Source organism: Nocardia sp. JW2 (assembly GCF_051843015.1).
GTDB lineage: Bacteria > Actinomycetota > Actinomycetes > Mycobacteriales > Mycobacteriaceae > Nocardia > Nocardia coubleae.
Genome location: NZ_JBPXLK010000006.1, coordinates 255,340 through 276,252 on the forward strand (window position 1 = coordinate 255,340; position 20,913 = coordinate 276,252).

The 20,913-nt window shown below is 68.1% G+C and carries 20 protein-coding genes and 1 pseudogene; 7 read left to right on the top strand and 14 right to left on the bottom strand.

What is annotated here, in order from left to right; genetic code table 11:
- Positions 1 to 246 precede the first annotated feature (246 nt).
- Positions 247 to 3,501, top strand: a complete 3,255-nt coding sequence (locus ACSVDM_RS12050; protein ID WP_439264741.1) for a hypothetical protein — start codon at positions 247 to 249, stop codon at positions 3,499 to 3,501.
- A gap of 90 nt (positions 3,502 to 3,591) precedes the next feature.
- Here ACSVDM_RS12050 and ACSVDM_RS12055 read toward each other — a convergent pair whose 3' ends face one another.
- The 5 genes from ACSVDM_RS12055 to ACSVDM_RS12075 all read right to left on the bottom strand — a co-directional run bounded on the left by ACSVDM_RS12055 (position 3,592) and on the right by ACSVDM_RS12075 (position 8,344).
- A complete protein-coding gene (locus ACSVDM_RS12055; protein ID WP_439264743.1) occupies positions 3,592 to 4,419 on the bottom strand; it encodes an alpha/beta fold hydrolase in 828 nt (275 codons plus the stop codon).
- Positions 4,420 to 4,541: 122 nt separating this feature from the next.
- The gene (locus ACSVDM_RS12060) at positions 4,542 to 5,963 is read right to left on the bottom strand and encodes a three-helix bundle dimerization domain-containing protein (RefSeq protein WP_439264745.1); all 1,422 of its coding nucleotides are present in this window, start codon (positions 5,961 to 5,963) and stop codon (positions 4,542 to 4,544) included.
- Positions 5,964 to 6,175: 212 nt separating this feature from the next.
- Positions 6,176 to 6,769 carry a DUF308 domain-containing protein gene (locus tag ACSVDM_RS12065; RefSeq protein WP_439264747.1) on the bottom strand — a complete coding sequence of 198 codons (594 nt, stop codon included), beginning with the start codon at positions 6,767 to 6,769 and terminating at the stop codon, positions 6,176 to 6,178.
- A 283-nt stretch (positions 6,770 to 7,052) separates the two neighbouring features.
- Complete coding sequence (locus tag ACSVDM_RS12070) at positions 7,053 to 7,700, bottom strand: enoyl-CoA hydratase-related protein (RefSeq protein WP_439264749.1); 648 nt, start codon at positions 7,698 to 7,700, stop codon at positions 7,053 to 7,055.
- Positions 7,701 to 7,711: 11 nt separating this feature from the next.
- The gene (locus ACSVDM_RS12075) at positions 7,712 to 8,344 is read right to left on the bottom strand and encodes a TetR/AcrR family transcriptional regulator (RefSeq protein WP_439264751.1); all 633 of its coding nucleotides are present in this window, start codon (positions 8,342 to 8,344) and stop codon (positions 7,712 to 7,714) included.
- 193 nt (positions 8,345 to 8,537) lie between these two features.
- On the opposite strand from ACSVDM_RS12075, the gene ACSVDM_RS12080 reads away from it, so the two are divergent.
- Positions 8,538 to 9,131, top strand: a complete 594-nt coding sequence (locus ACSVDM_RS12080) for a TetR/AcrR family transcriptional regulator (protein WP_439264752.1) — start codon at positions 8,538 to 8,540, stop codon at positions 9,129 to 9,131.
- The gene (locus ACSVDM_RS12085) at positions 9,128 to 9,589 is read left to right on the top strand and encodes a DUF6640 family protein (protein ID WP_439264754.1); all 462 of its coding nucleotides are present in this window, start codon (positions 9,128 to 9,130) and stop codon (positions 9,587 to 9,589) included. Before ACSVDM_RS12080 ends, ACSVDM_RS12085 begins: the two co-directional genes overlap by 4 nt.
- A 5-nt stretch (positions 9,590 to 9,594) precedes the next feature.
- On the opposite strand, the gene ACSVDM_RS12090 is transcribed toward ACSVDM_RS12085, so the two are convergent.
- The 7 genes from ACSVDM_RS12090 to ACSVDM_RS12120 form a co-directional block, all read right to left on the bottom strand.
- Entirely contained in the window at positions 9,595 to 10,800 is a 1,206-nt protein-coding gene (locus tag ACSVDM_RS12090; protein ID WP_439264756.1) for a GNAT family N-acetyltransferase, read from the bottom strand.
- Positions 10,801 to 10,830: 30 nt separating this feature from the next.
- Complete coding sequence (locus ACSVDM_RS12095) at positions 10,831 to 11,475, bottom strand: maltokinase N-terminal cap-like domain-containing protein (protein ID WP_439264757.1); 645 nt, start codon at positions 11,473 to 11,475, stop codon at positions 10,831 to 10,833.
- An 8-nt stretch (positions 11,476 to 11,483) separates the two neighbouring features.
- Positions 11,484 to 12,926, bottom strand: coding sequence for a S8 family serine peptidase (locus ACSVDM_RS12100; RefSeq protein ID WP_439264759.1), 1,443 nt, complete (start codon positions 12,924 to 12,926; stop codon positions 11,484 to 11,486).
- A gap of 70 nt (positions 12,927 to 12,996) precedes the next feature.
- Positions 12,997 to 13,272 carry a hypothetical protein gene (locus tag ACSVDM_RS12105; protein ID WP_439264761.1) on the bottom strand — a complete coding sequence of 92 codons (276 nt, stop codon included), beginning with the start codon at positions 13,270 to 13,272 and terminating at the stop codon, positions 12,997 to 12,999.
- Complete coding sequence (locus tag ACSVDM_RS12110; protein WP_439264811.1) at positions 13,269 to 14,810, bottom strand: radical SAM protein; 1,542 nt, start codon at positions 14,808 to 14,810, stop codon at positions 13,269 to 13,271. The genes ACSVDM_RS12105 and ACSVDM_RS12110 overlap by 4 nt, the downstream gene beginning before the upstream one ends.
- Before the next feature lie 5 nt (positions 14,811 to 14,815).
- Positions 14,816 to 15,196: a hypothetical protein gene (locus ACSVDM_RS12115; RefSeq protein WP_439264762.1), complete on the bottom strand. Its 381-nt coding sequence runs from the start codon at positions 15,194 to 15,196 to the stop codon at positions 14,816 to 14,818.
- Positions 15,193 to 15,948, bottom strand: a complete 756-nt coding sequence (locus ACSVDM_RS12120; RefSeq protein ID WP_439264764.1) for a prolipoprotein diacylglyceryl transferase — start codon at positions 15,946 to 15,948, stop codon at positions 15,193 to 15,195. The genes ACSVDM_RS12115 and ACSVDM_RS12120 overlap by 4 nt, the downstream gene beginning before the upstream one ends.
- Positions 15,949 to 16,181: 233 nt before the next feature.
- Between ACSVDM_RS12120 and ACSVDM_RS12125 the strand changes: the two are divergent.
- Together ACSVDM_RS12125 and ACSVDM_RS12130 are read left to right on the top strand one after the other, a co-directional pair.
- Positions 16,182 to 16,850, top strand: a pseudogene (locus ACSVDM_RS12125) (DUF1906 domain-containing protein); the annotation flags it as partial.
- 3 nt (positions 16,851 to 16,853) lie between these two features.
- Complete coding sequence (locus ACSVDM_RS12130; protein WP_439264812.1) at positions 16,854 to 17,906, top strand: N-acetylmuramoyl-L-alanine amidase; 1,053 nt, start codon at positions 16,854 to 16,856, stop codon at positions 17,904 to 17,906.
- A 23-nt stretch (positions 17,907 to 17,929) separates the two neighbouring features.
- Here the strand turns inward: ACSVDM_RS12130 and ACSVDM_RS12135 are convergent, their stop codons facing one another.
- Entirely contained in the window at positions 17,930 to 18,115 is a 186-nt protein-coding gene (locus ACSVDM_RS12135) for a hypothetical protein (protein ID WP_067489870.1), read from the bottom strand.
- Positions 18,116 to 18,126: 11 nt separating this feature from the next.
- Positions 18,127 to 19,089, bottom strand: a complete 963-nt coding sequence (locus ACSVDM_RS12140) for a hypothetical protein (protein ID WP_439264766.1) — start codon at positions 19,087 to 19,089, stop codon at positions 18,127 to 18,129.
- Between the two features lie 524 nt (positions 19,090 to 19,613).
- Here ACSVDM_RS12140 and ACSVDM_RS12145 point away from each other — a divergent pair.
- Complete coding sequence (locus tag ACSVDM_RS12145) at positions 19,614 to 20,504, top strand: manganese catalase family protein (protein WP_439264768.1); 891 nt, start codon at positions 19,614 to 19,616, stop codon at positions 20,502 to 20,504.
- A 62-nt stretch (positions 20,505 to 20,566) separates the two neighbouring features.
- Complete coding sequence (locus ACSVDM_RS12150) at positions 20,567 to 20,848, top strand: hypothetical protein (RefSeq protein ID WP_439264770.1); 282 nt, start codon at positions 20,567 to 20,569, stop codon at positions 20,846 to 20,848.
- The last annotated feature ends 65 nt before the right edge of the window (positions 20,849 to 20,913 follow it).

Consider the following 20,913-nt stretch of genomic DNA (forward strand, 5'->3'; position numbering starts at 1 on the left):
CATAGAGGAAGACCCTTCGCACGTCCCGGCCGCCGTCGTGACGACAAACGCGGACAGATGGCTTAGATCGTCCGCCTGCGACGAGCAGGCCCCGAGGCTGACCGGGAGCGGGCAGACGGCGACCACAGATGTGCGGGGCGCGTCATGGGAGCAAGGCTACGGCGCCGAGCAGCGATGTCGTTCCGGGCGGATACGGTGGGCGGCATGAAGGGTAAGGGGAGGGACTTGTCGGACGAGGTTGCGGGGATGTCCGCGCCGCAGCGGATGCGGACATTGGCGGTCGAAGCTCGACGGTTGGCCGGGACCGCCGAATTGACGAGGCTGCTCGACGAGATGGTGGCGGGTGGTCGTGCAGGGGCGCGAACGGCGAACTTCCTCGCGGTCGTCGGAGAGCAACGGGATTACCTTCTGGCGCAGCTCGATTCGGCGGACCAGGAGATCGCGTCCCGCGCTCTGTCGGGATTGATCCGCCTCGGGGTCGGTCCCGCGGTGGTCGTCGACAGATTGCCGGGCGCCTCACAACGAACCCGCAAGAGCATCCGCTGGGCTCTCGTGCGCGGTGACCGCCAGGAAATCGCAGATGCGCTGGTTCCCACGCTCCGGACGTTGTACGGGGACGCGGAGGCCGCGCGGGTGCTGCCTTCGTGTTCGCCCGCTGTGGTCACCGAATGGCTGCCGACGCTCGCGTACGCGGTAGCGAACCGGACTACCTTGTCCGGCAAGCACATCGGTGTAGTCTTCGATTTCGTCGAGGCCCGGTCGGGGAAAGCAGACCGCGCCGAGTGGCGAGAACTGTGGGCATGGGTCACCGCGAGCCCGGTCGCCGCGGCGGATTACGCACCCGACCGATTGCTCGCCCTGGCCGCGGCGGCCATCGAGTTCATGCCGGTGACATCACTGAATCCGATCATCGGAAGACTCGCACGCCACGACCCGCGCGCAGTGCATAGGCTGATGTTGCATCCGAGCGGGAACGGCCGCGCGCTGGCAGGCCCCGCGTTGTGGCGGGCAATGCGATCGCTGTCCGACGACGACCTGCGACAGGTCTATCTCGGCACCCGGTCGAAGCGCGAATTCCTGCGCGCACTTCCCCCGTCGCGACGCACCGCGATCGCCGGCCCCGACCTCGCGCGGCCGGGCTCGGCGCCCGCAGCGGTCGATCTCGCTCTCCTCGACATGATTCCCGGTCCAGCCCGGGCGGAGATCGCCCGCGAACTCCTGTCCCGCCCCGGCAGCACCGGCATCCCGGACGTCACCGACAGGCTCACCGCGCGACTCACCTGGGCCGAAGCCGAACCGGCGCTGACCGAAGCCATCCGGCGCCCGACCACCGGCGAGCGTGCCACCGCCTACCCGCAACTCGTCACGGCAGCGGTGGGAAGTCGCGATCCATCGGTGATCACCGAACTGCTGTCCCTGCTGGCGCGGTTGCGCAACGAACAGGATCCGGTGCGCAGCAGCGCCCTCACCGCGGTCGCCGACATCCCGATGTCGTTGTTCACCACCGACCACCTGCCAGGTCTCGAGCAACTCGCCACCGACGCACTGCAAGCACGCGACCGATCGTGGAACACATCGAACGCGGTCGGCAGGCTCGCGCGCACACTGCTGCTGCGCGGCAGTATCACCTCCGAACCGGCGTTCACCGAGGCCGCACTCCGCATCATGGGCAGGCTCGCCGACCTGTCGATCGACCCGAATCTGGCCGGATTGCACCGCAATCTGCCCCGCGGCGCCGAACAGCGGATTCTCACGACGCTGCTCCCCCGGCTCGAATCCGAGGCGGAGCGGGAACGCTGGGGCCTGTGCCTGAGCTTGGCCGACGGACTCGAACACCGCGCCTTCGACCTGCCTGTACTCCAGCGGCTGATCCTGCGCGCCTGTTCCGCGTCCTCGGACACGACCGTCCGCCACGCTGTTCGGCTCGCACTAGCCGCACCGGCCACCCGCGACACCCACCTAGACCAACTGCTCGCCCGCGATCGTTCCCTGATCACACTGCCGCTGGTCCAGTCGCTGATCGGCGACCGCCGCACCGATCTGCTCGACGCCCTGCTGAACACCAGGACACCTGGCCGGTTCCTGTCGGCGAAGGTGGTGTTCGTGCCGATGTTCGTCACCGGATTCCACCGGTGGCCACCGCACCACATCGACCGCTACACCAGACTGCTCTACGACTACGCACGCGGCCGCAAGACCACCCCGTACGAGCGAGCCTCGGCGATCCGCCAGCTCGGCCGCCTGCCCGGCAGTCTCGCTCGGGTCACGTGGTTCGTCGACAACGGCGAACTCATCGATGTCGAGGCCGCGCTCACCGCACTCGGCACCAGCGACGAGCCGACAGCCGCCATCAGCGTCCTCGCCCGGCACGTGGGTGACGATCGTGCCCGCGTCGCGGTGAGCAGTATCGCGACCTGCGCCAAGTGGATAGCGCCGGATCAGTTGACGAGAACCGTTGCGCCGCTGCTCGAATCGCCGAAGATCACCGCGCGCAAGGAAGCGATCCGACTTCTCGCCGAGTTGCGGGCCCCTGACGCGTTGCCGATCATCGCCGGGCTCGCTACCCGCCCCGATGCGCACCGCGACGTGCGGCGCGCGGCGGTGTTCGCCACCCGATTCCTCCTCGACAACGACCAGACGTGGGCGTTGCTCGACGACGCCGCAGCCGATGTCGAGGTAGCAGGCGCCATTCTCGACATCGGACCCGCATCGCTGCCGGTCCCGCAGCGGAAACGGTTCGCGGCGCTGGTGCGCGACCTGGCCACCGCTGACGATCCTCGCGTGGCCGCCGCCGCTCTCGACACACTGACTACGTGGCAGCGTTGGTGGGCGACGGGCACCCGCGAGGTGATCGTCTACCGGCTCACCGACCTCGAATCGATCGGCACCTGGGCAGCCGCGATGCGCGCCCTGTTGGCGGGTGTCCGAACCGACGGCGACCCTGCGGCGGTGGTCGAGGCCGTCCGCAGATTACGCAGCTCCGATTTCAGCGCCGTCGAACGGGATATCCCCGCGCACCAGCGTCTTTCGAAATTACTGCACTGGTTCATGACGGTTGTCCGCAACCACCCCACGAGCCCGCGCGCCTTCTCCGCGCCGGTCGTCGCCGCATTGGCCGACGACCCGACCTGGCATGACCAGGCCATCGAGCTGACCGTGGTGGCAATTCGCTGGACCGACCCCGCCGGTGTCGTCACGACGCTCGACGAAGTCGCCCGCTATGCCACCGGAGCCCTGGTCACCCGACCGGCCCATCACCTGGGCCAACGGCTCAACTCCGAACTCGACACCACTCCACCGACGACGTTTCTCACGATCAGCACCGAACTCGCCCGCAGCCCGGCACCTTCCACCGCATTGGCAGCACTCGCCATCGTCGATCGCTGCGCAGGCAAATTCGGCTGGTCACGGGAGTGGGCTCGATTGCTGACAGCATTGCGCGCCCACCCCGACCCCGATGTCCGTCGTACCGCCCACACTGTCTTCATGGCTCCGGAGTAGCCCACGGGACTCATTCGGCACGCTCACCACGAGACCTGATCGCTCGAGTCCGAGACAGCGTGCGGCGCTGGAGCGGTAGCCGCGGGCGGCTCACGGCTCGTCGAGCACTTCTTGCAGGCGGGCGGCGAAAGTGGCTGGTTCGTTGACGAATCCGGTGTGGTCGCCGGGGAACAGGACCGGGTCGATGCCGAGCGCCGAGGCCAGTTGGCGGGAGGTGCGGTCGCAGAGCTGGCCGCTGGAGTCGGTGCCGATACCGACGATGACGCGGGTGGGGATCGTGCGGAGCAGGGGCGGATCGGGCACCCATGCGGTGGTGTGGCGCAGTTCGTGGGTGAGCCAGTAGCGTTCGCTCGCCACCTGGCGTGGGTCGCGATCGGCGCCGAACATCTGCTCGAGGACCGGGTCGGGAATCGGAATGTCGGCTTGGGCGAAGAACTTCCGCCACGCGCCGAGTACATCGCCGACGGTGTAGGTGGCGATGATGTCGTCGGTGCGGGCCCGCTGAGCGTCGGCGTCGGGGAGCAGTTCGCGCAGTGGGGGTTCGTGGGCGACGACCGTGGTGACGAGGTCGGGGTGATTCTGGGCCAGGGCGAGCGCGGACACGGCGCCGCCGCTGGAACCGAACACCACCGCCGGGCCCGCGTCGAGATGGGTGACGAGCCGGGCCAGGTCGTCGGCGCGGGCCGCGACGGTGGAGTCCTGATCCGGGTCGTTCAGGGAGCTGGCGTTGTGACCGCGCGGGTCGGTGGTGAGGACCGTGTTGGTGGTGGCGAGCTGCTCGGCCAGCGGGGCGAACGCGGCGGCGTTCATCGGTGCGCCGACGAGCACCATCAGCGGTCCCGACCCCCTGACCTCGTAGTACAGACGGGCATCAGGCACCACGAGGGTGCCGGTGGTGACGGCGGAACTGGCGGTCATGAGCCTCTCCCGGATCTCGGCCTACAGGTAGCACCCATAAAGACGGTGCCCACCGCCAGAACTCATCGCTGCCCGCGAAAAACTTTTTCGCCCCGGGATATTCGCAGGTCGGCGCACCGAACTCAGTTGTAAGACTTGGCGACCCCGTCGAGTAGGTTTTCCAGCGTCTCGTACGCGGGCACATCGACCACGTCGATCAGGTCGGCGGGAACCGGCACCTTGCGCTCGGCGGCCACGGCGGTGAACTGCGCGTTGTCGCCCGTGCGGAAACCGTGTTCGGCGGCGAGACGGCGCAGTTCGGGGTTCTCGGTGAGCAGCTTGCCGATCCGGTCGCCGGTATCGGTGAACGGGACAAGCGTGTGGCTCGACAGCACGGTGGGTGTCGGATAGGTGAGAACCATGTCATCGGTGATGCGTCCCTGCCCCGCGGCCTCGACGAACTGGGCCTCGTAGATGCACACCATCGGTGTCGGGCCCATCCCGTTGGTCAGGTACTGGGTGAAGGGCCCTTCGCTGCTGTTGTCGGTGTAGCCCTGGGCGAGGAACAGTTTCGACAGCGTCGGAAGCACATGCTGTTCGGCGGTGCCGCCGCGCACGATGGTGTGATCGTTGGCCACATAGCCGGCGATGGCCATGTACATCGCGGCGGAATTTGAGGTACGCGGGTCGGTGGTGGAGACCAGGATGTTCTTGGCCACCGGGTAGGTCGTGTTGCCGGGCAGGTCGTCCCACTGCACGCCCTGGGCGGTGAGTTCGAGGTAGCGCTGCATGTCGAAGGTCGCGACCGGGCCGGGCTTGATCACGCCTGCCGCGGTGAGCAGGTCGGCGATCGGCCGGTAGGTGGCGATCGCGATCGGCGAGGAGAACGGTGTGTACCCGGCGGTGACATTGCGCAACCGCTGAATGCGTTCGGCGGCGGGCTTGCTCGACGGAAACGCGAAATCGAAACTGTCGAGGTTCACCTCGGTGGCGATCTGCCGCGATCCCGCGGGCTGCACCTCCACCCGGATCCCGTTGTCGGTGAGCACCTTGACGACCCGCTCGTCGGCGAAGAACGACATCTTCTCCGACCCGACCACGCCGCGCACCACGGTGACCGCGCCGACCGGTGCGGCGGCCGGACTTTCGGCGCTGCTCGGCCACAGCGTCATCCCGGCGGCCACGATCGCCACCGCCCCGACCGCACCCACCGACAGCGAAACGAGCTTCCGCCTGCTCACCGACGGCGCGGCAGGCTCCTCCTCGGCGACGACCGGTTCGACAGGCTGCTCGGGGGCGGCAGGGCGTGCGGTCGGCGCAGGCACTCGCACGGTCGGGTCGGAATCGGCGAGTTCGTTGCGCACGATCCGCTCCACCAGGATCGGCACGAACTCACGGATCGGCTTGCCCTCGAAGCGGGTGTGCGCGGCACCGACGGCCGAGGTCACCTGCTCGACGGGAACATTGTCCGACAGATCTTCGACCAGGCTTTCGGTCATGCGCCGCATGGCCTGCTTCTCACGTTCGACGGCATCGGCAGCTACGCCGGGGATTACGCGCGACACCACAATTCTCCTGGTCATACTTCGGGCTGCGGACGCGGCGCGCGGCGACCTGCGCACGCCGCGGGCCACGCTACCGGCGCGCAGCACAGTTACCCCAGCTGTGAACGGCCCGGCACGCAGAGTTCAGCACCCGCTCCGTTTCCGGCAACGTCATGTTGTCCCGATGTTCGTCCACCGCCGCGAAAAGTGCACTGCGGGTGCGGGATTGGGGGTCAGCGGTCGGCGACGGCCTGTGTGTTCACCGTCGGGGCGGGCGCGGTGGCGGTGTGTGTGGCCCGCACGATACCGGCGGCGAGCAGGTCGAGCACGCCGATCACGATCAGTCCGGCGCCGGTCATCGTCGCCAGGCCGGTGACGGTCTTGAAGGTCATGGCGATGATCGTGATCCCGATCGCGAGGGTGCCGAGCCCACAGAGCTCGGCAGTCCAGCTGTCGGCGCGATCGTCGTCCCACACCGCGACGAGTGCGAGCACGATCCCCCGCACCGTCCACCCGAGCCCGATCCACAGCGCGAGCAGTTCGATGTTCCCACCGCTGAACGCCAGCACGGCCAGCACGGACGTGAGCGCGGCACTCACCAGTACCAGCACCCGAAGCAGGAACCCGATCCGCGCCCACAGCGCCAGGAACCCCTGCACGAGCGCGCTGATCACCAGGGCGATCCCGAAAATCAGTGCCAGCGTCGATTCGTCGCGCCCGGGCCACAGCAACGTCACCACCCCGAGCACGAACGACGCCCCGCCCGCGATCACCATCGCCTGCCGGGTCCCCCCGCTGTGCTGCCCCTCCCCGTCGGTCAAGGACATGCCGCCCACCCTATGCCCGATGAGCCCCGGTGCGCCTCAACCACCGTGGCGTGGCGCACCGACATCGCCTGTCACCTCGGACCGGTGTCCTGACCTACCGCTTCTTCGAGCGTGCATGGTGATTCTCGCGGTGACGAAGGCGTTGCCGTCGGCGTCGAGGACGTCGACCGGGACGACGAGTTCGGTGGGGTTGTCGGCGGATTCGGGCGTTGCGGCGTGGTCCGGAGCGCTCGGTTGGTACTGCCGGCCTATGTGGTCGTGGTCGGCATCCTCCGGTCTCGTCTCAGCGCAGGGCCGCGGTGACGGCGGCGTACATGGTGTTCTTGATGGCGGCGAGGGTGGCGGGGTTCTTGCCGAGGATCGGGGTGAGCTTGGTGGCGGCGTCGGCGACGAGTTCGGTTTCGGTGGCCGTGGCGTCGACGAGGCCGGCGGCGAGGGCATCGGGACCGCCGAAGCGGTGGCCGGTGGTCATGGCGGTGACCGCGGCCTGCGGGCCGAGTTTGGCCTGGATGAGGGCGGCCATGCCGGGGGTGAAGGGGATGTCGATGTCGACCTCGGGGAAGCAGTAGTAGCCGCGGTCCGCACGCATGATCCGGAAGTCGTGGGCGGTGGCCAGCATGGCGCCCGCGCCGAAGGCGTGGCCGTTGACGGCGGCGACGGTCGGCAGCGGGAAGGTGAGGATGCGGGCGAACAGTTCCTGCACCCGGCCGACGTACCATTCGCCTCGGTCGCCGTTGGCCATCAGCCATTCCAGGTCGAGCCCATTGGAATAGAACTTGCCGCTACCGACGGTGATCAGGCCCTGCGCTTCCTGTTCGATGGTGTCGAGCTGGGCGTTCACGCTGTCGATCCAGTCCGGGGAGAACCGGTTTTCGTTGTCGCCGAGGGTGAGCACGGCGATCTTGTCCTCGTAATGCACTGTCGCGGTCATGGTGTTGCCTCTCATTTCTTGGGGGTGGAGTCGTCAAGGGGCAGGGCCAGAACGGCGCGGACGGCGGCGGCAAGCCGTTGGCGCACTGCGGTTTCGGGGTCGCGGCGGCCACGCAGCAGCAGAGCGGTCGGCAGTTCGACCACGCAATCGCGGACAACGGTCACCGCTTCCCGATCGCCCCGCCCGTAGACGCCGCGCGCCAGGTCGACGAGCAGTCCGGTCAGCAGGTCGTCGAGCCGTTGCAGTTCTTCGGCGATGTCGCCGGGAATCTCGCTCGATCCGAGCAGTTCCTGCCGGGACACGGTCAACAGGAAGCGCCCCGATGCCGGGTGCTCCAGCAGGAATTCCGCCGGTGTATCGGCGGCCGCCACCACCGCTTCGATCGCATGTTCCGGCGCGGAACTGGTCGCCAGCGCCCGGTCCACAGCTCGACGTTGTAGCTCGAGGAACCGTTGCGCGGCGCGCAGCCAGGTGCGGCCCAGCAGCCCGGCGCGCGACCCGAAGGCGTGATAGATCGCCCCGTTCGACACACCGGTCGCCTCCGACAGCGCCCGCACGGTGACAGCGGCGGGACCGGAGTCGACTGCCATTGTCTCGGCGGCGTCCAGCAGGTGGTCGAGATCGTGTATCCGGGGGCGGGGCATGAACCGAGATTAACAGAGCACTCGCTCTGTAACAATCCACGAGGCAGTCAGGCTGATGCAGGTCGACAGCCAGCGTGAATCGAGGCGAACAGAGAGCACTCACTCCAATATTTCGGATCTCGACGAGCCAACGAGTCTCTGATACATTCTGTTTCATAGTTGTGAAACAGTTTGTATCGGAAATGGGAGTCGCATGAGACCGCCGGATCCGCGCGCCGAGCGCACCCGTAATTCTGCTCTCGCGTCAGCGCGCGAACTGCTGGTCGAACAGGGCCTGGCAGGGCTCACTCATGGTGCCGTCGCGGCCCGCAGCGGGGTCAGCCGCGCCACGCTGTACCGGCACTGGCCCGAACCCGCCGATCTCGTCTGCGATGCCGTCGCCTGGCATATCGAGGCGGTGCGACCCGAACCGACGGGCGACCTACGCGCCGACCTGCTCGCCGTGCTTTCCGCGACGCGCGCGATGCTCCACGAACCGGTGATGGAACAGGCCATGCGCGTCATCATCGAAAGAGCCGGGGTCGATCCGCGTTTCGCGGAGGTCAAGGTGAGCCTGCACCGGTCCGGAACCGGAGCGGCTCGCGCGATCCTGGCCGAGGCCATCGCGCGCGCCGAACTACCGGCGGGACTGGACATCGACCTCGCGGTCGATCAATTGCACGGCCCGTTGTTCTTCCGTCGACTCGTGGCCCATCGAACGTTCGATCTCGATTACGTCCGTCGTGTCATCGACCAATTCCTGCGCTCTCACCAGCCCGAAAGCCGACACCCGCAAGGACACACATGATCACGCTCGGAAACGTCTCCCGCCTGCTCGCCGGAATCGTCGCGCTAGCCACCATATTCGGGGCGCTACTCGCCGACTTCCTGATCCCGGCCGGCGCCGCACAACACCTGCGCAACGACGCCTGGCCGCCACACGCGAAGTTCCACGACGCCCAATACATCGTCATGTCGCTCCTGCTCGGCGTCATCGCCCTGATCCTGCTCGTGCGACGGGGAGGCGACCGGTTCCCGACGCTCGGCTCGGCCTGCGCGATCCTTGCCGTTCCATGGCTCGCACTCCTGGGCGCGCTACTTTTCCCCGGAACCGCCATCCAGGACCCTGAGTTCGACAACCCGTCGCCCCTCGGCCTGCACCCCCAGGTACTCCTGTCGCTGATCCTGCTGGCCCTCCTGCTCGCTGCCGTACTGTTCGCCGCCAGGAAACGGCCGCGCGCGGATCGAAGTGGATTCGGGGCGTAAGGGGTTCAGAAGAACCAGCCCAGTTCGGGCGCGCGCGATGTCGTGAAGGCTTCGGTGAAAGCGGCGAGGGTGGTGGGACTTTCGGAGTGGAGCCGGTGGGCGGTGGCGTAGGCGGTGGCTCGGTGGGCGCCGAAGTAGAGGCCCGCGAGGACGTTGATGTCACACGTCAGGGCGGGGCGGCGGGTGGTCGGGGTGCATTCGGCGTGGCCGTCGCGGATGTGAAGGGCGAAGGTGCCGCCCGCATTGCGGAATGGATCGTGGACCGCGATGACCGTGTCGAGGTCGTGGCGGTAGGTGCGGGCGGTAAGGGCTGCGGGGACGTCCATGAGGCGGGCCCACAGGGAATCGCCACGGTGGGTCAGCTGGACGGCGCGCGGGTTCGTCAGGAGGTAGGGCAACGGGTCGTCGTCGGCGACGTTGGCTTCGACGGTGTCGACGAGATCCATGCCGAGCAGAACCCGCCACAGGGCGATCTGGGCTTCCGTAGTGACGGCGCGCCATTCGGCGACGACGACGGCCGATTTGCCGTCGTCGTAGCGGCGGCGATACAGGACGTAACCGTCGGCGTGGAGCAGCACGAACAGGGAGGTGGCGTTCCCGCGATGGCGTTGCGGATCGGTGAAGACGAGGTCCCATTTCGCGTCGGGACGCCGCTGGGCACCGGGTGTGCGGGCTTGCCATCGGTCGTAGACGGCACGGATGTGGTCGGCGGCCTCGGCGAGGGTGCTGAGCACGACGCCACCGGGATCCGGTGTGCCGGGGCGGAACTCCGCCTTGCGCCGATCCACGACCACCGTGTTGTCGAAAATCGCCGTCTCGTACCCGAACCGGCCGTAGATCGACCCTTCACTGGCCGTGAAGATCGTCAGTGGCAGTCCGTCCGCCTCGGTGCGCTCGTGTTGCGCCGCATACAGGGCGCGCAGGATGCCGCGCCGCCGGTGCGTCGGCGCCACCGCCACGCCCGACACGCCGCAAGCCGCCACGCTGCGCTCCCCCGGCACCGTGACGCTCATGGTGATGTCGACCGTGTGCCCGACGACCCGATCTCCGTCGACCGCCACCAACGACCTTTCCACCGGAAAGATCCGCAGCTTGTGCTCGAGCTCGGCCTCCTCGTACCGCATCCCGAACCCGGTCTCCTGCAACAGCACGATCGCCTCCGCGTCCGCGCGAGTGGCTTCCCGTACCCGAATCGTCTGCACCGAAGTCATGCATCGCACCCTCGCACGCCGGGCCGCCGATCACACCTGATTTTCCTCCGGCGCCGTTGCGCGCGTCCGCACGCTGACAATCTCCACGACCGAGCGACGCACGCCGGCAAGCACATACGGTACGGCGACCGCGCCCACCGCATCGGGCAGCGGGTCCACGGGGAGGCGGTGGATGCGTAGCGTCAGCTCCGGTGACACCGGGAGGTCGGTGTGGGTGTCGGTGTCGGTCGGCTGTACCGAGTTGTCCGGTACGTCGAATCGACGCACCTCCACGGAGGAGTCGACGGTGTCGCTGTAGTTCTGGGCCTGGGCGGTCGCCCGGCCGGCGAGGAGGTCGACGACGGCGTTCACCGCGACCGGATCCCGGGTGGCATCGTAGGCCCATCGCCGCCCGAGGACACCGTGTTCCATGGTGCCGACCAAGCCTTCGTCGGCGCCGTGCAGTGGCGCACCTCGGTATGTCAGCGGGACATGGTAGAGCTGCGGGCCGGTAGCCGAGTCGTCGATCAGGAGCAGGAATTCGATGCCGACCACGCCGTCGGGATCGTCGAGCCGGAAACCGCCCGCCTTGCTCAGGCGCGGGGTGGTGCCGCGATACCACCGCCGTGTCGGCAACCATGCTTCCAGCAGCTCGAGCTTGCTCGGGGTCAGGGTGGTCTGGTGAACGATCGCCATATCGCAGGCTACATCCGAGCCGTCATCGCGCGCAGGTCCGGCAGCGAGCCGATGCGCTGGGTGACCGGGCGGCCGGGGGCCGCGGCCTGGGGTGAGCCGGTCGTGCGCAGCAAGGTGCGAACCGATTCCGGGGTGGCGCGACCAGGGCCGGTGGACCGGATGCCCTGATAGGCGGCGATCGCGCCCACGACGATCGGTGACGCGCTCGAGGTGCCGCTGAATTCGTCGGTGTACCAGAGGTCTTCGTCGTCACCGCCCTGCAGGTCCCCGTAACCGGTGGTGGTCACCTCGCGCCCCCAGCCCTGCACGTCGAGGCGGGCGCCGTAGTTGGAGAAGTCCAGGCGAGAGCGCGCCGGGCCGTGGTCGCGGCCGTGGAGTCCGGGCGGTGGTGCGCCGGCACCGACGATGATCGCGCCGGAGTCGTTGTTACGGAACGGGTTTCGCCAGTCGGTGGGAAAGTCGGCCGGTCGGGTGTCGTAGATCGGTGCGTCCAGGTCCTCCGCACCGTTGCCCGCGGCTTCCACCACGATCACGCCGCGCCCGACCGCGTAGCGAACGGCCGCGAAATCGTCGGGCCACCACTCGACGGCGATGTAGCCGCGCTGATCCGGGGTCGCCCGGTAGTCGAATCGGGGTCCGGGCCGGTGCAGTTCGATGAGCAGCACGTCACCGGGGTCGAGTGCGTCGGCGGCCGAACGGATGGCCGTCGCCGAACCGATCCCGAAGATCGAGATCGCCCGGATGTGCGCCTCGGGCGCGATACCGGTGATGCCGAACGGATTCAGATCGCCGCTGATCTCCCCTGCCACCGCCGTGCCGTGGTCGCGCCAACCCCGGTCCGTCGACGCCGTTCCGCCGATGATCCCGCCCTGGTTGTGGCGCAGATCCTCGTGGGTGAATCGCCACGCGCCCTCGATGTCGATGACCCGCACGCCGGTGCCGAGACCACCGGGGCGGGTATGCGCCCAGGTCGCGTCGATCCCGTTCGGCGCCGCGTCCAGGTACACCTGCCTGCTGCGGAAGTCCGGGGTCACCGATGGTGCCTCGGGGACACGGGCGACGGTCGTGCCGGGCGCGAGCGGCGGCTCGGCGGCGGGTTTGACGTACGCCGCGCTGACGGTGTCTTCGGCGCGCAACCGGTCGGCCACCTCGGTCAAGTCCCCGACCGCACCGACGACCCGGTGATAGCCGAGATAGGAACCGGCCTGCGCGGCCTGCGGTGTGTCGGCGAGTTTGCCCGCGAGCCGGTTGCCCGGTCCGAAGATCGGCACCAGGTGCGCGTCGCCGGGCAGCAGGCCGTCGACGTGACCGCGTACCGCACTGGTCTCACGCAGAGCGGCCGGTGTCAGATCGGGCCCGATCGGGGCGGTGACGACGATCAGTTCCGCAGGCGACACGGCGGGCGCGGGCGTCCCCGAGTTCCGCTGCCTGCTGGATCGGGTGGAGGCCATGGCTACCAGTGAACAGGGCGTGCTCGCACACCGCCACCGTTGTGCCGCATCAGCTTTCGCGACACGCCGATCACATGACCACGGCCACCGCTCCGGCCACCGCGATCGCACCCACATACAGCAGCACCAGGCGGGTATCGCGCAACCAGCACCGGCTGCGCCGCAGTCCGGCCCGCCACGCCCGCCAGTAACCGGCGAACGCCAGCGCACCGAACGCGGTGACCGCCCAGGGACCGAACAACCAGGTGAGCAGTGCGGCGGTCGCCACCACACACAGGGTCAGCGGGTCGTGCGGTGGACGCGCGCGCACCGCTTCCTCGTAGTAGACGCCGCGCTCCGAACTCACCGCACCTCCATCGGCAGCAGGCTCCGCCCGGCAGGGGCTGCCACCGGCAACCGCTGCCGGGACAGTGCCGGCCAGGCCTGTACCGCGCAGAACGGGGCACATTGGTCGGCGTCGGAACGGGTGCCGACGTGCACACAGCACTGGGTGAGCCGTTCCTCGATCATCGTCGAGATGTCCATGAACGGTTTCACCGTCACCCGCACGACTCGCTCCCCCAACAGCTTCCGCAGCCGTGCGCGCCTGCCCGGCAGCGCCGAGGACGCCAGCGTCAGCAACGTCGACATCCCCAGGTCACAGTGTTGGCAGATGTTCTCCCACACCTTCCCGATCTCCGGATGCGACAGCGAGGACTGCTCCGACAACAGCCCGAGCAGCGACTCACGCACCGCTACCCGCAGCTCGGCGGGCAGATCCGTATCGGCGATGCGGTTCGACACCAGTCCCAGTTGCGACTTCAACCGGTCGTGGCCGATCAGCGACACCAGTGAGCGCCATTGCCCGGCGTCGTCGCGCAGCAGGTAACCGACCGAGCAGCAGTGCGGGTGCGAGCACGGCAGGGCGGTGAGGTCGCGCCAGGTGACCTGACCGCCGGTTTGCGGACCGAGCCTGCGCAGCACACCGGTATGGGTGAGGCGGCGCATCGGGTCGATGGCCCCGGAACGACCGGAACCGAATTGGGGCTGGATCGACACGCCACCGACGAACGGGGTGTCCATCGCCGTGCGCAGCACCGCCCCGATCTCGTCGTCGTTCACGTCGAGCGCCACGGTCATGACCAGGGTGGTGAACACACCCGCTTGCGAAAGGCGTTGCAGTGCTTGCTGTTTACGCAGCCGCAGATCGCCGCCGCGATGATGGCGTGAGGCCCGAGCCGATTCGCCGTCGTACTGCAGGTACACCTCGACCCGGTCGCGATGCGCACCGACCAGGGCCAGCAGCTCGTCGTCCACGGCCAGGCGAACGCCGTTGGTGTTGAGCAGGATCCGGGTGATCGGCCGGGCGGTCAGTTCGGCGAACAACCGGGGCAGCTCGGGATGCAGGGTGGGTTCACCGCCGCTGAGCATCAGGACGTCCAAGCGCCCGTCTTCCCTGGCCAACCGCTGATCGACGTTGGCGAGCACGTCCTCCACCGCGACGACTCCGCGCAGTTCCGGCGACGAATCGGCGAAACAGGTCGGGCAGCGCAGGTTGCAGCTGTCGATGATGTCCTCGAGCAGGATGCAGGTGTGCTGGGTCTGCATTTCGGGCAGACCACGCAGATACGCCGCGGGCACCGGGTCGAAATTGCCCGGCACATCGGGACGGTGGGCCTTGGTCGGTGCGGTCCACTCCTCGAGATAGGCCAGGATCTCGGGATCTTCGTCGTAGAGGGTGCGCACCATGCCGTGACGCGGGCAGCCGCGTTCGAGCCACACCTGACCGTCGCGCTCGGCCAACCACCCCGACAACCGTGCGACCTCCGGCAGGTGGCGGTCGTCGTGGCAGTGCGGGCAGAACGCGGTGACGTAGCGCAGGATGCGGTCGCCGCGCAGCGGCATCCCGGTCACGGCGCCATTCCGAACGTGTCGGTGTACAGGTAGGGATTGACCGCGGTGCAGAACCCGGCGGTGCACACTGTCGTCAACGCCCAGCCGATCATCAGGCCGAGCCCGAAGCCCTTCCATACGGGCTTACGCAACCGGATCAGCGCCCACCCACCGCCGAACGCCGCCCCGGCACTCACCAGGGCGGCGAGCCCGAACAGCACGCGGGCGGCGGTGGCGTCGGCGGTCGAGGCGGCCAGCATCAGCACGACGAAGCCCGCCATGGCGTTGACACCGATGAACGACAGCGCACCGGCGACCGTCATCGCGGCGACCTGGCCACCCTGCCCCGGCGGATTCGCGCCGGGCGGTGGCGGTGGTGGTGCGGGCGGATAGTTCATACCGCGACCTTTCGTCGGAGAACGCCCTCGTAGTACCCGCGCCGCCAGCCGATGCTCAGACGCACCGCGACCAGGACGAGACCAGGGAGCAGAAACCATTGCGGGCGAGTCAGATCCAGCCACACCGTGTCGTTGGCGCGGGTGAACTCGACGAGGAACCGGAAGACGGCATACGCGCCGACATAGAGGGTGAACAGCTCACCGGGCGTGGTGATGCGGTCACGTAGCCACCACAGCGTCACGAACGCGGTGAGCTGGAACAGGATTTCGTAGACGAAGCTCGGATGCATCGCCACGCCGGCCGCGCAGCCGGGACATTGGGGCACGGTGCCCGGAGCGTGGATGCCCCACGGCAAGCGGGTCGGGCGACCGGGTGCCTCGGTGAGCAGGCAGCCCACCCGCCCGACAGCCATCCCGAGCGCGACAGCGGGGGCGAACAGGTCTCCGGTGCGTTCGCGGTAGCCGATGATCCGTTTGGCAACGAGCACACCCACATAGGCGCCGAGCAGGCCACCGAGCACACTGCGCGCACCGAAGAGCCAGCTCTCGAGCGGATCGAGGGTTTCGGCCAGGCTCGACAACCGCATGCCGATCGCCCCACCGACGAGCGCACCGGTCACCGCGACCAGCGACTCCTCGCGCAGTGCGTCACGGCGTCGGCATTCGGCGACGAAAACCACGGCCGCGACAGCGACGCCGAGCGCGACGAAGAACCCGTGCGTCGGGATCCCCCAGTACAGCTCTGGCACCATGGCGAAAGGTTAGCCGTCCGGTAGCGCGGCGCGGATGAGTGAAACTACGCGCGTCTAATCGGACCCGGATCTGGGTACTCCCCCGGCATCGGTGAATGAGGATGCCGCAGTGAGTGTTTCGATTAGAATCATTCCAGGGTGAGTTCCTCGGTCACCCCGTGCCGGTTGTCGGTACAAGCGTGAATCATCTCGGTAGTTCCACCATTTCCCGGAATTCCATCGGATACGCAGTCATGCAGGGGGTCATCATGTCTACCGCTGTCGATTTCGCGGCGCGGCTCATCAACCCGGCGGCCATCGCCGAAGCAGGTCATTCGGCGGTGCTCGCCTACGTGTCGCCGAGCAGACCCGGTGCGAATTTCGGGGCCAAACCGATCACCGCCGACTACGCCCGGGCTCTCGCGGCGGCGGGGCTCGACATCGTGTCGATCTGGCAGTACGGCAAGCCGGGTGACCCGACCCCCTCGGACTGGACCACCGGGTTCGACGGTGGCAGGCGCATGGCCGAACAAGCCCTTGCCACCCATCTGAGTCTCGGCGCACCACGCGAGGCACCGATCTTCTTCGCCGTCGACGAAGACATCTCGCTGGCGCAGTGGAACAACACCGCCGTCGAATTCTTCCGCGGGGTCAACGCGGTGCTCGGCGTGGCGTGGACCGGGATCTACGGGCATTCGCGGGTGTGCGCGTGGGCCATCGAGGACGGGGTGATCGGCACCCGCGGCGAATTCAGCTGGGCCTGGCAGACGCGGGCGTGGTCGGGAACCGAACGCGAACCACGCGCGGTGCTGTACCAGCGGGTGATCGACACCCCCAGCAATCCCGGGCCGCTCATCGACAGCACCCACGTCGACGTCAACGACATTCTCGCCCCCGATTTCGGCCAGTGGAGTAAGGACCGTTCCGTGACGATTCCGCAGTTCACCGAGCTCGACCGCCTCGGCCCGTCGCACTCACCGCGCGAGGGCGCCCGCATCACCAACTTCCTGCTGCACACCCAGGAAGGCAACGGCACCGCCGAATCCCTTGCCGCCTACCTCAACAACCCGTCCAACGGGGTGTCGTACCACTACACGCTGCGCGACGGCGTGGTGGCGCGGGTGGTGCCGGAGGAGCTGGCCGCGTGGTCGGTGTTGTCGGCCAATCCGTTCACGGTGAATCTGTGTTTCGCGGGCAGCCGCGTCGCCTGGTCGCGCGAGCAGTGGCTGGCCATCGACGGTGACCTGCGGATCGCGGCCTACCTCGCTGTTCGCAGCGCCCACCGGCACGGGTACTCCACCCAGGTGATCGCACCCCCGTACCACGTGGCCGAGGGGATCAGCGACCACAACTATGTGACGAGGGCACTCGGCATCGGCTCGCATACCGATGTGGGGCCGAACTTTCCCTGGGACGTCTTCGCCTCGCACGTGGCGGGTTTCGCGGGTGCGCGCCCCAACGCCATCGACGATCGAGCGGCCGCCTCGCCGTGGCTGGGTGCCCGGCGCACCGACGGCGAGATCGCCACACCGGACGGGCTCGGCCGCTTCGCCGAGTTCGAACACGGCTACGTGTACTGGCACCCGTCCACCGGCGCCTATGCCATCCCGACCGCGATCATGGCCAAGTACGCCGAATCGGGCTGGGAGGCTGGGCCGCTCGGCTATCCGATCGCCGAACACGCACAGCTGCCCGACCCGCGCGGCACCGGACCCGCTGTGGCGCAGGCGTTTCAGGGCGGCGCGATCTACCGGCGCGCCGGGCAGCCCGCCTACCGGGTGCACGGCGCGATCGGTGAACGTTGGCGGGCATCGGGTTTCGAGAACGGCGAGCTCGGCTGGCCGGCCTCCGACGAGGTCGCCCACGACGACGGCCGGTATCAGGAGTTCGAGTTCGGGCGGATCTACTGGGCGCCGCAGCAGATCATCGCGCTGCGGCACTCGGGGGATCCGGACACGCCGCTGGACCGGCCCGCATAGCGCGGGCCGAGGTGTCGGCGGGGTCAGGCCAGAAGTAGGGCGAGGGTGGTGGCCGCGGCGCCGAGCAGTAGGGCTGCGACCACCACGATCGCGATGATTCTGGTGCGGGACGACGGTCCGGTGTAGGTGTCGTCGTCGTTCAACATGTCGGCGAGGTCGACGGCCGCGAATTCGCGGGTCGTCTCCAAGGGTCCGGGCTGCTCGGTCATGTGCGCTGACGCTAGTCGAGTGTGCCGATCGCCGCTGCCGATACCCCGGCCGTATCCGTGGACCGGGTGGCAGCGAGGAGTTCGTCGAGTTGGCGTTCGGCGCGTTCGGCGCGGGCCAGGGTCTGTGCGCGGGCGTCGTCGAGGGCGGCGAGGCGTTCGGCGGTTTCGGCTCTGACCCGCTCGAGTGCCGCTTCGGATTCGACGCGGCGGGCCTCGGCCTCGGTGGCGGTGGTGCGTCGCAGCTCCGCCAATTCGCTTCGGGTGCGGTCGAGTTCGGTGCGGGTCGTGTCCAATTCCGCGCGGGCTCGGCGCCACTCCTCGCGGGCCTCGTTGGCGGCTTCGACCCGTTCGGCGGCGGCGAGTTCGGCTCGCTGGGTCGCTCGGTCGGCATCGGCGGCCCGCTGCACGGCGAGGTCGCGTTCGGCATGGGCGGCGTTGATGCGGGCTTCGGCGTCGCGGCGCACCTGGGTGATCTCGGTGTCGGCGCGTTGCTCGGCGCGTGCCACCTCCTCGGCGGCTTCTTCGCGGATGCGTTCGATTCTTTCGGCGGCGTCGCGTTCGGCCTGACGCACCTGTGCTTCGGCGGCGCTGCGGGCGGCGAACACGTCATCGGCGGCCTGCTTGGTGAGACGCTCCAGTTCGGCCAGCGCTTCGTCGCGAGCGGTCTGCGCGGCGGTGATGAGCTGTTCGGCTTGTTCGGCCACACTTGCCGCGTCCTCGGCGGCCGATTCCGCGTACGCCCGCGCTTCCTCCGCCTCCCGCCGCGCCTGTTCGGCGGCAACCACTTTCACGTCCGCCTCGGCGATCCGCTGCGCGGCATCCGCCTGCACTGCCTGGACCTGTGCCTCGGCGACCGACGGGTCGCCGAGGGTCGCCAGTTCCGCGACCGCGGCGTTCAGCGTGGTTCCCAGTTGTTCGGCCAATCCACGGAATTGCCCGAGCAGCTCGTCGGCTCGCAGCCGCGCGACGGTCACCGGCCCTTGCGTAGCCGTCACAGTGACGGTTTCTCCCCCACCCGCCGACTCTTGTTGCTGTCGTTGCCTTTCCCGCCACGCGCGCCATCGGGTGTGGTCGGGGTGGTCGCAGTATTCCGACGGTCGGCCGGGGCCACCGTTGCGGGTGATGGGGCGGGCACATCCTGGGTAGTTGCAGACGCTCGACACGACTGAATCGTAGCGTTTGATTCGTTGGCGCGTTACGTATTGCACGAAACGAATTACGTGTCGTCCCCAGAAGACTCGATTCTTCAGAGTGCGGTTCTAACCGCCGATAAGTGAACATTATCGGCGGTTAGGGATGGAGATTCGTCTCAATCGACTCCCTCGGATTCCGTTTACGTTTGGTAGCACGCAACGAAACGAAAGCGCGACGTTACTGGTTGAAAACTGTGCACCCTAAGTCCGAAGGCGCGGCGACACGATCGGGCACACCGGAGTTTCCGGCGGTGCCGCGTGGGTAGGCGGCAGGGATCGAACCCATCCCACGTGTGAGGAGTGCGATGTTCGTCCACAACAAGGATCTGCAGTTCGAGGTGCGGGTCGAACGCCCTGACCCCCGCTTCGCGACTCTCCTACAGGAACAGTTCGGCGGCGCCAACGGTGAACTCAAAGCCGCCATGCAGTACTTCAGCCAGGCGTTCGTGCTGCGGCGGAAACATCCGAAAATGTACGACCTGTTCATGGACATCGCGACCGAGGAGTTCAGTCACCTCGAGATCGTCGGCTCCATGATCACGATGCTCCTCGACGGTCTCAACGACGACCTGAAACAGGCCAACGAGCACTGCGACTGGATGCCCGTCATCGCGTCGAGCGACGGCCGCGAGCAGACCATTCACCAGGTCGCCACCGATCCGCTGTTCCTCGCGCTGCGCGGCGGCGGACCCGATGTCGGCAACTCCGCCGGCGTGCCGTGGAGCGGCGCCTACGTGAACTCCAACGGAGAGCCCTCGGTCGATCTACGGAGCAATCTGGCGGCAGAATCGCGTGCCAAGATCGTGTACGAGTACCTCAAGCAGTTCACCGACGATCCCGGCGTTCAGGACACCCTGTCGTTCCTGATGACCCGCGAAGTAGCCCACTTCCAGCAGTTCACCGCGGCGCTCAACGACCTGCCGGTGAATTTCCCTCCCGGCGCCCAGCCCGGCGACGACCGGTTCCAGAACCTGGCCTTCAACATGTCCAACGGCGACGCCAGTGCGCGTGGACCGTGGAACGAGGGCAGGGGTCCGTGGCCGGAGGGCGTGGAATGGCAGTACGTGCAGGACCCGGTCCACGACTGGCTCGGCACGGACAAGCGGGAGAACCGTGGCGCCACCGCCAATCCCGACGGCAGCCCCGCCGTCGCGGGGAGCAAACCGTTCACCCATGAACAGCACAGTCCGGCCTGATCCGAGGAGCTGCTCATGGACGTGCTGTCGTTTCTGCGCGCGGATCACGAAAGCGTGCTCGGATGATCGAATCGCTCGAGCGCGGCCGCGGCAACAGCGCGGCCGAACTCGACGCGCGTGGTCGTCTGGCCACCAGTCTGGTCATCGCCTCCTCGCGACACGAAGCGGTGGAAGAGAAGATGGAGCAGGCCGAGCGGGCCGCGCCGACACGGCCACACCCCAACACACCGTCGGGCTCCGTGGTCCAGAAGACCGCGGGCTTGGCGGCGGCGGTGCTGGACAAGGTGCGGGATGCGGTCACCGGCCGCAAGGACGATCAACCGCCTCGGCCGCCCAGGCCGTGACGTCGTAACCAGTACGCCCCCGGCGCCGTCTCGCCCAGAGATGGCTTCGGGGGCACTGCAACTTT

Coding starts and splice junctions, on each gene's coding strand:
- ACSVDM_RS12050 (WP_439264741.1), top strand. CDS start 247: ATGTCCGCGCCGCAGCGGATGCGGACATTGGCGGTCGAAGCTCGACGG.
- ACSVDM_RS12055 (WP_439264743.1), bottom strand. CDS start 4,419: ATGACCGCCAGTTCCGCCGTCACCACCGGCACCCTCGTGGTGCCTGAT.
- ACSVDM_RS12065 (WP_439264747.1), bottom strand. CDS start 6,769: ATGTCCTTGACCGACGGGGAGGGGCAGCACAGCGGGGGGACCCGGCAG.
- ACSVDM_RS12070 (WP_439264749.1), bottom strand. CDS start 7,700: ATGACCGCGACAGTGCATTACGAGGACAAGATCGCCGTGCTCACCCTC.
- ACSVDM_RS12075 (WP_439264751.1), bottom strand. CDS start 8,344: ATGCCCCGCCCCCGGATACACGATCTCGACCACCTGCTGGACGCCGCC.
- ACSVDM_RS12080 (WP_439264752.1), top strand. CDS start 8,538: ATGAGACCGCCGGATCCGCGCGCCGAGCGCACCCGTAATTCTGCTCTC.
- ACSVDM_RS12085 (WP_439264754.1), top strand. CDS start 9,128: ATGATCACGCTCGGAAACGTCTCCCGCCTGCTCGCCGGAATCGTCGCG.
- ACSVDM_RS12090 (WP_439264756.1), bottom strand. CDS start 10,800: ATGACTTCGGTGCAGACGATTCGGGTACGGGAAGCCACTCGCGCGGAC.
- ACSVDM_RS12095 (WP_439264757.1), bottom strand. CDS start 11,475: ATGGCGATCGTTCACCAGACCACCCTGACCCCGAGCAAGCTCGAGCTG.
- ACSVDM_RS12100 (WP_439264759.1), bottom strand. CDS start 12,926: ATGGCCTCCACCCGATCCAGCAGGCAGCGGAACTCGGGGACGCCCGCG.
- ACSVDM_RS12110 (WP_439264811.1), bottom strand. CDS start 14,810: ATGCCGCTGCGCGGCGACCGCATCCTGCGCTACGTCACCGCGTTCTGC.
- ACSVDM_RS12115 (WP_439264762.1), bottom strand. CDS start 15,196: ATGAACTATCCGCCCGCACCACCACCGCCACCGCCCGGCGCGAATCCG.
- ACSVDM_RS12120 (WP_439264764.1), bottom strand. CDS start 15,948: ATGGTGCCAGAGCTGTACTGGGGGATCCCGACGCACGGGTTCTTCGTC.
- ACSVDM_RS12135 (WP_067489870.1), bottom strand. CDS start 18,115: ATGACCGAGCAGCCCGGACCCTTGGAGACGACCCGCGAATTCGCGGCC.
- ACSVDM_RS12145 (WP_439264768.1), top strand. CDS start 19,614: ATGTTCGTCCACAACAAGGATCTGCAGTTCGAGGTGCGGGTCGAACGC.
- ACSVDM_RS12150 (WP_439264770.1), top strand. CDS start 20,567: ATGATCGAATCGCTCGAGCGCGGCCGCGGCAACAGCGCGGCCGAACTC.